Source organism: Demequina lignilytica, assembly GCF_030418375.1.
GTDB classification, from domain to species: domain Bacteria; phylum Actinomycetota; class Actinomycetes; order Actinomycetales; family Demequinaceae; genus Demequina; species Demequina lignilytica.
This window is the reverse complement of sequence record NZ_JAUHPZ010000016.1, coordinates 25,547-34,970: the sequence shown is the minus strand read 5'-3', so window position 1 is coordinate 34,970 and position 9,424 is coordinate 25,547. Positions and strand designations below refer to the sequence as shown.

Here is a 9,424-nt window from a genome sequence, read left to right as displayed (position 1 = left end):
ACGCTTCCACGCACCCCGCAGCCACACGCCACAGCCCACCCACCCCACCCACCCCACCCAGCCCGCCGAGCCCACCAAGCCGCCCCGACCCCCCGACCAATGACCCCGCCCCGACGGCGCCACCCCCCCCCGGGTGAGCGCCGCATCGGCGCGTCTCCAGGCCCTCAGGCCGGGGCAACGCAGGGAACCACCTGGCGCGACACCCCTGCGAGGCAAGACCTCCGTCACCTATCCGAAACGCCGCGACCGATAAACTTGGAGCACCGTCAACGATGCCGTCCCCCCGCTCTCCACAGAGGATCCCCATGCGCGACACCTACGCCAAGGCAGAGAAGATCGTCTCCGCCCTCTCGACCGACGACAAGATCCGACTCGTGTCCGGCCGCGACGCCTGGACCACCGAGGAGGTGATCGAGGCGGGAATCCCCTCGATCCTCGTCACGGACGGCCCGCACGGCGTGCGCAAGCAGGTCGCGGGCACCGATCACCTGGGCCTCAACGCCTCCGTCCCGGCAACGTGCTTCCCCACCGCGGTCACCCTCGGCTCCTCGTGGGACCCCGAGCTGATCGAGGAGGTCGGCGCCGCCCTGGGCCGCGAGAGCCGCGCCGCCGACGTCGCCGTGCTGCTCGGCCCCGGCCTCAACATCAAGCGCCACCCCGCGGGCGGCCGCAACTTCGAGTACTTCTCCGAGGACCCCTTCGTCTCCGGCAAGATGGCCGCCGCCATGGTGCGTGGCATCCAGTCGCAGGGCGTCGGCGCCTGCCTCAAGCACTACGCGGCCAACAACCAGGAGTTCTTCCGCCTCTCGGTCGACACGGTCGTCGACGACCGCACCCTGCACGAGCTCTACCTCACCGGCTTCGAGATCGCCGTGAAGGAGTCCGACCCCTGGACCGTGATGTGCTCGTACAACAAGGTCAACGGCGAGCACGCCGACGTCAACCGCAGCCTGATGACCGACACCCTCCGGGACGACTGGGGCTTCGACGGTCTGGTGATGACCGACTGGTTCGCCACCTCGGACCGCGCCCTCGCCCTGTGCGCCGGCGTCGACCTCGAGATGCCCGGCACCGGCGGCTCCTGGGACGCCGAGGTCGCCAAGGCCCACCAGTCCGGCCTGCTCACCACCGCCGAGCTCGACCTCGCCGCGACCCGCGTGGTCGACCTCGCCCTCCGGGCGCAGAACGATGCGGGCACCTCCCAGGTCGACCCTGCCGCCCACCACGCGCTCGCCCGCAAGGCGGCCGCCGCCGGCACCGTCCTCCTCACCAACGACGGCACACTCCCGCTCGAGCGCACCGGCACCATCGCCGTGATCGGCGCCTTCGCGAAGAAGCCCCGCTACCAGGGCGCCGGCTCCTCGCTGGTCAACCCGACGCAGCTCGACACCTTCATCGCCGCGCTGCGGGAGTCGCTCGGCGACGCCGCCTCCGTGACCTACGCCCCCGGTTACGACCCCCTCACCGGCGCGACCGAGGAGGTGCTGCTCGACGAGGTCCGTGCCGCCGCCGCGAAGTCGGACGTCGTCATCGTCCTCGCCGGCCTGCCCGCGAGCGCCGAGTCCGAGGGCTTCGACCGCGAGCACCTGCGCCTGCCCGACGGCCACACCGCCGTCATCACCGCCGCGCTCGAGGCCAACGAGCGCACCGTGATCGCGCTTCAGAACGGCTCCCCCGTCGAGATGCCGTGGGCCGAGCGCCCCGCCGCGATCGTCGAGGCCTACCTGGGCGGCCAGGCGGGCGGCTCCGCGCTCGCCGACGTGATCCTCGGCGACGTCGCCCCCGGCGGACGCCTCGCCGAGTCCTTCCCGATGGCCGCCTCCGACCTGCCCGCCGACCGCGACTTCGCGCGCCACCCCAAGCAGGTCGAGTACCGCGAGGGCCTCTACGTGGGCTACCGCTTCCACGACTCCGCCGGCGTTCCCGCCCGCTTCCCCTTCGGCCACGGCCTCAGCTACACGGCCTTCGACTACACGGGCCTCACCGTCCGCAAGTCCGGCGACGGCTACTCGGTGACCGTGACCGTCACCAACGTCGGCCCCCGTGAGGGATCCGACGTGGTCCAGGTCTACGTGCGCGACCCCGAGTCGGCCGCCTACCGCCCCGAGAAGGAGCTCAAGGGCTTCGCGAAGGTCCACCTGGGCGCCGGCGAGTCGCAGAAGCTCACGATCAAGCTGGATCGTCGCGCCTTCGCAGTGTGGGACGTCCGCTCTCAGGAGTGGCGCGTCGAGCCGGGCGACATCGAGATCCTGGTGGGAGCCTCGTCGACCGACATCCGCGCTCGCCGCACCGTCAAGATCGCGGAGGGCCAGGCGGTCTCGCCGTCGCACGGCCCCGCGGCCTACGTGGCCACCGACAACGAGTTCCGCACCATGCTCGGCAGCGAGATCCCGACCCCCGACGGTCCCGTGCCGTTCCACCGCGACTCCACCATCGCCGACCTCGAGCACACCGTGCTCGGCAAGGTCGCGGCCGGCCCCCTGCTCGAGCTGGGCAGGAAGAGCTTCGACACCACCGACGCCGACCCCACCACCATCGGGATGTTCGAGGCCGACCTCAAGGAGGCCCCGCTGCGCAAGATCGCGATGAGCAGCGACGGCGCCCTCACGCTCAAGCGCCTCGACCAGCTGATCGCGGTGCTCAACCGCACCTCCCTCAGCGCCTGGCGCGCGCACTAGGCGACCCCCGCATCGTCCCGACCGAGGGCCCGGACCGCGACGGTCCGGGCCCTCGGCGTCTGCACAGACCGCGCGGAATGGCCTACGGTGGCAAGGAGACCGATACCAGGCACGTCCGAGCCGAAGGAACGGGACCCGTCACCATGAGCGCCTCCGCACCCCCCACCCCGATGACCCGCGAGACGCTCGCGAAGTGGGTGTTCTGGCCTGCCGCGGTGCTGATCCTCGGGTTCGTGCTGTTCGCCATGGTGGCACCCGACGCGGCGGCGTCGGTGTTCGACACCATCCAGTCCGACATCATCTCCGTCTTCGGCTGGTACTACGTGCTGATCGCGGCGCTGTTCGTCGCGGTCGCCCTCTACCTGGGGTTCAGCCGGTACGGCAACATCGTGCTCGGCAAGGACGGCGACGCCCCGCAGTTCAGCCGCTTCTCCTGGTTCGCGCTGCTGTTCGCCGCCGGCATGGGCATCGGCCTGGTGTTCTACGGCGTCTCCGAGCCGCTGGCGCACTATGCGTCGCCGCGGCCCGGCGTGACCGGCACCCCCGAGCAGCTCGCGCAGTCCGCGATGGCGCAGACCTTCCTCCACTGGGGCATCCACGCGTGGTCGATCTACATCATCGTCGGGCTCGCGATCGCGTACGCGGTCCACCGTCGCGGGCGCCCCGTGTCGATCCGCTACGCGGTCGAGCCGCTGCTGGGCAAGGCGATCCACGGGCGCTGGGGCAACGTGATCGACGTGACCGCTGTGGTCGGCACGCTGTTCGGCATCGCGACCTCGCTCGGTCTGGGCGTGCTGCAGATCTCCTCCGGGCTGAGCTCCGCCGGGATCGCCGAGCCCGACACCCGTACCCAGGTGATCCTGATCGTGGTGATCACCATCGTCACCCTCTTCTCCCTGCTGACGGGTCTCGCGCGCGGGATGAAGTGGCTGTCGAACATCAACCTCGCGCTCGCCGGGCTGATCCTGCTCTACGTGCTCTTCTCGGGGCCGACCCTGTTCCTGCTGCGCGAGTTCGTGCAGTCGATCGGCGCGTACATCCAGGGCTTCGTCGGGCTGAGCTTCAACGTCTCCGCCTTCCAGGGCGAGATCGGCGCCGCCTGGCAGGCGAGCTGGACCACCTTCTACTGGGGCTGGTGGATCTCCTGGGCGCCCTTCGTCGGCATCTTCATCGCGCGCGTCTCCAAGGGACGCACCGTCCGCGAGTTCGTGTGGGGCGTACTGCTCGTGCCCGCGATGATCACCTTCCTGTGGTTCGCGGTGATGGGCGGCTCCGCCCTGTACCGGGAGGTGTTCGGCGACGGCGGGCTGATCGCCGCAGACGGCAGCATCGACTATCAGGGATCCCTGTTCCAGGTCCTCGAGGCGCTGCCCGCCGGCACCTATGTGACCTTCGGCGCGATCCTGCTGATCGGCATCTTCTTCGTCACCTCGTCGGACTCCGGCAGCTTCGTGCTGTCGATGCTGACCTCGGGCGGCGCGCCCACCCCCGCCCGCTGGCTGCGCGTCTTCTGGGCGTGCACCACCGCGCTGGTCGCCATCGCGCTGCTGCTCACCGGCGGCCTCGGGGCCCTGCAGACCGCGGCCATCATCACCGCGCTGCCGTTCTCGGTGGTGATGATCATGATGGTCATGTCCCTGTTCCGCGCGTTCGACACGGAGCATCGCGCCTACATGCGGGCGACCCGCGAGGAGTTCGTCGAGCATGTCGCCGACCACATCGGCGACCACTACGGCCTCGAGCCCGCGACCATGGAGATCGAGGAGGCGCGCACGCGGATCCGCTGGCGCCGCCGCAAGAAGGCGGGAGCCGTCGCGGGTTCCACCGCTCCCGAGCCACCGGCGCCCGCGGCGACCGAGCCGCCGGGCCCCGGCGCCCCCGCCGCCAGCGACATCGGGCCGGAGGAGGCACGGTCCTACGAGTCCCTCGACACGGAGGGGATCGTCACCGCGCACACGATCTCCGAGGAGGAGCCCCGGCAGTAGCCCGCGGCGCCGGGACGATGCGCTAGCCGACCAGGCGGAGCGTGTCGCCTGGCCGTGCCTGGGCAAGACGCGAGTGCGAGCCCTCCCGCACGATCGCGACCACCGGGTAGCCGCCCGTGGTCGGGTGGTCGGCCAGGAAGATCACCGGCAGCCCCGACGGCGGCAGCTGCACCGCGCCCCGGACCATGCCCTCGCTCGGGATCTCTCCCGCTCGCGCCCGCGCCAGCGACTCGCCCGCGAGCCTCACTCCCACCCGGTTGGAGTAGACGCTGACCGTCCACTCGCGGGCGAGCAGCGTCGCCCAGCCGCGCGCGCCGAGCCACTCCCACCGCGGTCCCGGCACCACCGACAGCGCCGCCGCACCGCGCTCCTGCTCGAGGGACGGCGCCGCCGCGGCGGCGCCACGCGTCGCGCGGAACAGCTCGTCGTCGCGAGGATGAGCCTCCCCGACCGGCAGCACGTCCCCGGCCCTCACCGGCGCGGGGCCGAGCCCCGACAGCGTGTCGGCCGAGCGGCTGCCGAGCACGGGAGCGACGTCGATGCCGCCCCGGACCGCGACGTAGGCCCGCGCCCCCGCGACCGCCGCCCCGACCTCGACCACCTGACCGCGTCCGACGCGGAACGGCGCGCCCCACGGCGCCCGCACCCCGCCCACGAACACCTCGCATCGCGCGCCCGTGACCGCGAGCACCGTCGCGCCACGCGCCCGGACCCTCACCCCGAGCATCGTCGCCTCGAGCGTGGCGGCCGACGGGTCGTTGCCCACCAGGGCGTTCGCCGCGTCGTGCGCCGCCAGGTCGGCCGCACCCGCGCGGGGCACCCCGAGGTGCGCGGCCCCGACCCGGCCCCGGTCCTGCACCGTCACCAGGGCTCCCGCGTCGAGGATCTCCAGCCCGCTCACGTCGCCGCCACGAAGCGCACCCGCGTGCCCGGCGACAGCAGCGCCGCCGGATCCCGCTCCACGTCCCAGATCTCGATCCCGACCGCGGTGCCGACGATCTGCCACCCGCCGGGCGAGCGCTGCGGGTACACGCCCGCGTAGGGTCCGGCGAGCGCGACCGAGCCCGCGGGGACGGACGTGCGCGGCGTGGCCCGTCGCGGCACCTCGCGTCCCAGGCCCGTGAGGTAGGCGAAGCCCGGAGAGAACCCGCAGAACGCGACCGTGAGCTCCGCCGCCAGCACCGTGGCCTCGGCGGCGGGAGCCGTCACGCCCCAATGCGCCGCGACGTCCGGGAGGTCCGGTCCGTCGAAGCGCACCGGGATCTCCACCACCGGACCCGCGGCGACGTCGACCGCCCGCAGCTCCCAGCCCGTGATCGCGGCCGCGAGCGCCGCGGGGTCCGGCACGCCCGCCAGGAGCACCGTGCGTGCCGCGGGCACGATCTCCTCCGCCGTCAGCAGCCCCGCCTCGCGGCGCCGGAGCGCCTCGGCATGCACGGCCAGCACCTCGTCGGCGTCGGCGCAGTCCACCAGGACCGCGGCCGCGCCCATCACGATCGGGGCCGGCACCTCACTCCCACGGGGGCGCCGCGAACGGGTCCAGGTCGTGTCCCGCCCCGAGCAGCTCCTCGCGGATCCGCGCCGCCAGGGCGGCCGCGCCCGGGGTGTCCCCGTGGACGCAGATCGACCGCGCCGCGACGCTCAGCGACCCGCCGCTCACGGTCGCGATCGACTCCCCCGCCACCATCGCGAGCGCCCGCGCGACCACCACGTCCGGGTCGTCGACCACGGCCTCGGGCTCCGACCGCGGCACCAGCGTGCCGTCGTCGTGATACGCCCGGTCCGCGAACGCCTCCTCGACGGCGGCGAGCCCCGCGTCGGCGGCGGCCTTCAGCAGCGCCGAGCCCGGCAGCCCCATGAGCGGCAGCGACGCGCCGACCGCGGTGGACGCGAGCATGGTGCCTTCGACCACGGCCGCCGCCTGCGCCTCGTCCATCACGGTCCTGTTGTAGAGCGCGCCGTGCGGCTTCACGTACGCGACGCGCGTGCCGGCCGCCCGCGCGAACACCTCGAGCGCGCCGATCTGGTACGCCACCTCCGCGGCGAGCTCCCCGAGCGGCACCTCCATCGACCGCCGCCCGAAGCCCGCGAGGTCGCGGTAGGACACCTGCGCGCCGATGGTGACGCCCCGCGCCACCGCGAGCTCGCACACCCGCCGCATGATCGACGGATCCCCCGCGTGGAAGCCGCAGGCGATGTTCGCCGAGGTCACCACGTCAAGCAGCGCGACGTCGTCGGTCAGGGACCAGCGCCCGAAGCCCTCGCCCAGGTCCGCGTTGAGGTCGATCACAGCCATGCGCCCAACCTACTCGGCCCGACCGGTCACGCGGGGCGTCCGTGACCTCGGTCCGTCCTCCGACCGCCCGCGGCGGGGCTACAGTGCGCGGAGTGACCCGGCGCGCCCGCGCCGGCACGGATGGAGGAAAGACGTGAGCACCCCGACGCTCGTCCACGGCACCCGACCGCTGCGCCGCACGGTCATGGAGGTCGGTCGAGGCTGGGCGCTCATGTCGGACGGCGACGACTTCCTGGTGTGGCGGATCGGACGCGACGCCGAGCGTCGCCTCGTCGTGGCGACCGTGGTCGAGGACCACGGGGCGGGACGATGCGCGACCCCCGGCGGGATGGTCGCCTACCGGGAGGCCGACGAGGAGGGCGACATGCGCGTCCTGAGGCGCGCCCGCTGGGCGCTGGCGGCCTGACGGCCACCCCGGGCGGCTGATCCCGGCGCGCCGTCAGCCCTTCTCCACCAGCACGCAGATCTCGACCGCGCCCTCCGGACCCTCGGGACCCTGACGCGGCATGTCGAGGTAGCGCTCGTACCAGCACGCGTAATCGTCACCCGTGGCGGTGTGCGCCATCGCGGGCCGAAGCCCCTGCCCCGGCCACGCGTCCATCAGCTCGCGGGTCACCCGGCCGAGCCCCGCGTACGGCCCGTCGTGACGCGCGACCGAGTACCGGCCCGCGGGCAGCTGGTCCGGCTCGATCGGCGACCCCTCGAGATCCTCGGCGTCCACCAGGTGGCCCACCTCGATCGAGAAGGTCCCGTCCGTGCGCGCCGCGACGTACCGGATCACCGCGCCGCGCGGAGCGATCCCCCGGGAGGCGAGCAGCGACGCGACCCGGTCGAACTCCTCGCCGACCACCCGCGGCAGGTCGTGCATCGCGACGTCCATCGGCATCGCGACGTAGGCGCGGGCCGGCAGGTGCTCGGTGGCGGTCATCGGTACTCCGGGTTGGGGTGGTCGAAGCGGGCGCCGGCGTCCCACTCCTTGCGCGAGTTGCCGCCCGCGGGGAAGCCGCCGCCGTCCTTGAGCCAGCGGGCCACGTGGAGCAGGTTCCACGTCATGAAGGTGGTGTTGCGGCGCGTGAAGTCCGACTCGGGGCCGCCGCTGTCCGGGTCCAGGTACGACGGGCCCGGCCCGACCGGGCCGATCCATCCCGCGTCCGCGTTCGGCGGGATCGTGTAGCCCAGGTGCTGGAGGCTGTAGAGGACGTTCATGGCCACGTGCTTGACCCCGTCCTCGTTGCCCGTCACCACCACGCCCGCCGTGCGGCCGTAGTAGAGGTACTGGCCGCGGTCGTTGAGATCGCCCGAGAGCCCGTAGAGGCGCTCGATCACCCTCGTCGCGACCGAGGACTTGTCGCCCAGCCAGATCGGGGTGCCCAGGAGGAGGATGTCGGCCGCGAGGATCCGCTCCGCGAGCGCGGGCCAGTCGTCGCGGTCGACACCGCCGCCGGGCACGTCCTCCCGCATGTCGGGGTACACGCCCGGCGGGATCGCATGATCGGCCGCGCGGATCACGTCGACCGCGACGCCCTGCGTGCGCAGGATCGTGATCGCGTTGTCGAGCAGCCCCTGCGTATGGGACAGGGCGGGCGACGGCTTGAGCGTGCAGTTGACGACGACCGCACGCAGGTCGGAGAAGTCAGGCGAGTCCACCCCTCGACGCTACGTCAGACCCGCGCTCATCGCTCCTCAGACGTCGATCGCGCCGTCCTTGAGGTGGGCCTCCCACTGCTGCTTCTCCCGCGTGACGAGGATCAGGAGCAGGCCCCAGACCCCGAGGTCGTCCACGATCCCGAACGGCAGCAGCATGTCCGCGATGAGGTCGATGGGCCACAGGGCGTAGAGGAGCGCGCCGGCACCCGCGACCCAGGTGAGGGGCGCGATCCGGTGCTCGCCGTTCCTGACCGCCTGGATGAACTTCCACCACATGCGGTCCAGTATGCGCTACACGACCTCGCGCAGCACCCCGGTGTGGACGTCGAACACGAAACCGCGCACCTGCGAGGTGTCGAGCAGGAACGGGTTGCGACGCAGGCGCTCCATCGACTGCCGGAGGTCCGCGTCGAGGTCGCGGAACGACTCCGGGCTCCACGTCGGCTTGAGGCCCGTCTCGTCGAGCAGCTGGTTGCGCAGCTCGTCGTCGGTGAAGGTGAGAGCGCCGCAGTCGGTGTGGTGGATGAGGATGATCTCCCGCGTGCCGAGCTTGCGCTGCGAGATCACCAGCGAGCGGACCATGTCGTCCGTGATGACGCCGCCCGCGTTCCGCATGATGTGGGCGTCACCGACCTCGAGGCCGAGCATCGCGAACATGTCGAGCCGGGAGTCCATGCAGCCGACCACCGCGAGCTGGCGGCGCGGGGGAAGGGGACGATCGGCGATGTAGGTGGTCGCGTACTCGGCGTTGTTCGCGAGCAGCTCGTCGGCGATGGGCATGGGGACCTCCGGAGGACGGCCGATGGGGACAGGGTCCA

Annotated in this window: 10 protein-coding genes; 3 read left to right on the top strand and 7 right to left on the bottom strand. The window is 72.5% G+C overall.

Translation table 11 applies throughout. The features are described from left to right. Positions 1-305: 305 nt before the first annotated feature. Both QQX13_RS13725 and QQX13_RS13720 read left to right on the top strand, forming a co-directional pair. Positions 306-2,678, top strand: a complete 2,373-nt coding sequence (locus QQX13_RS13725) for a glycoside hydrolase family 3 C-terminal domain-containing protein (RefSeq protein ID WP_301120779.1) — start codon at positions 306-308, stop codon at positions 2,676-2,678. 143 nt (positions 2,679-2,821) lie between these two features. After that, a complete protein-coding gene (locus tag QQX13_RS13720) occupies positions 2,822-4,663 on the top strand; it encodes a BCCT family transporter (RefSeq protein WP_301153674.1) in 1,842 nt (613 codons plus the stop codon). Between the two features lie 22 nt (positions 4,664-4,685). Here QQX13_RS13720 and QQX13_RS13715 read toward each other — a convergent pair whose 3' ends face one another. Genes QQX13_RS13715 through QQX13_RS13705 form a run of 3 tightly spaced genes read right to left on the bottom strand, consistent with a single transcriptional unit; the run spans position 4,686 to position 6,959 of the window. After that, a complete protein-coding gene (locus tag QQX13_RS13715; RefSeq protein ID WP_301153672.1) occupies positions 4,686-5,564 on the bottom strand; it encodes a 5-oxoprolinase subunit C family protein in 879 nt (292 codons plus the stop codon). After that, positions 5,561-6,172: a 5-oxoprolinase subunit B family protein gene (locus QQX13_RS13710; RefSeq protein WP_301120785.1), complete on the bottom strand. Its 612-nt coding sequence runs from the start codon at positions 6,170-6,172 to the stop codon at positions 5,561-5,563. Before QQX13_RS13710 ends, QQX13_RS13715 begins: the two co-directional genes overlap by 4 nt. A gap of 1 nt (position 6,173) precedes the next feature. Beyond that, the gene (locus QQX13_RS13705) at positions 6,174-6,959 is read right to left on the bottom strand and encodes a LamB/YcsF family protein (RefSeq protein WP_301120787.1); all 786 of its coding nucleotides are present in this window, start codon (positions 6,957-6,959) and stop codon (positions 6,174-6,176) included. A gap of 133 nt (positions 6,960-7,092) precedes the next feature. Between QQX13_RS13705 and QQX13_RS13700 the strand changes: the two genes are divergently transcribed. Continuing rightward, the gene (locus tag QQX13_RS13700) at positions 7,093-7,365 is read left to right on the top strand and encodes a hypothetical protein (RefSeq protein ID WP_301120789.1); all 273 of its coding nucleotides are present in this window, start codon (positions 7,093-7,095) and stop codon (positions 7,363-7,365) included. 33 nt (positions 7,366-7,398) lie between these two features. Here QQX13_RS13700 and QQX13_RS13695 read toward each other — a convergent pair whose 3' ends face one another. From QQX13_RS13695 to QQX13_RS13680, 4 genes are read right to left on the bottom strand one after another with little or no spacing between them, the layout of a single operon-like run. Continuing rightward, positions 7,399-7,887 carry a GyrI-like domain-containing protein gene (locus QQX13_RS13695; protein ID WP_301120796.1) on the bottom strand — a complete coding sequence of 163 codons (489 nt, stop codon included), beginning with the start codon at positions 7,885-7,887 and terminating at the stop codon, positions 7,399-7,401. Next, on the bottom strand, positions 7,884-8,606 hold the full coding sequence (locus QQX13_RS13690; RefSeq protein ID WP_301120798.1) for a flavodoxin family protein: 723 nt from the start codon (positions 8,604-8,606) through the stop codon (positions 7,884-7,886). The genes QQX13_RS13695 and QQX13_RS13690 overlap by 4 nt, the downstream gene beginning before the upstream one ends. A gap of 36 nt (positions 8,607-8,642) precedes the next feature. After that, a complete protein-coding gene (locus QQX13_RS13685) occupies positions 8,643-8,882 on the bottom strand; it encodes a DUF1232 domain-containing protein (protein ID WP_301120800.1) in 240 nt (79 codons plus the stop codon). Positions 8,883-8,897: 15 nt separating this feature from the next. Continuing rightward, a complete protein-coding gene (locus QQX13_RS13680) occupies positions 8,898-9,386 on the bottom strand; it encodes a beta-class carbonic anhydrase (RefSeq protein ID WP_301120802.1) in 489 nt (162 codons plus the stop codon). Positions 9,387-9,424: the final 38 nt, after the last annotated feature.

Coding starts and splice junctions, on each gene's coding strand:
- QQX13_RS13685 (WP_301120800.1), bottom strand. CDS start 8,882: ATGTGGTGGAAGTTCATCCAGGCGGTCAGGAACGGCGAGCACCGGATC.
- QQX13_RS13695 (WP_301120796.1), bottom strand. CDS start 7,887: ATGACCGCCACCGAGCACCTGCCGGCCCGCGCCTACGTCGCGATGCCG.
- QQX13_RS13720 (WP_301153674.1), top strand. CDS start 2,822: ATGAGCGCCTCCGCACCCCCCACCCCGATGACCCGCGAGACGCTCGCG.
- QQX13_RS13705 (WP_301120787.1), bottom strand. CDS start 6,959: ATGGCTGTGATCGACCTCAACGCGGACCTGGGCGAGGGCTTCGGGCGC.
- QQX13_RS13725 (WP_301120779.1), top strand. CDS start 306: ATGCGCGACACCTACGCCAAGGCAGAGAAGATCGTCTCCGCCCTCTCG.
- QQX13_RS13680 (WP_301120802.1), bottom strand. CDS start 9,386: ATGCCCATCGCCGACGAGCTGCTCGCGAACAACGCCGAGTACGCGACC.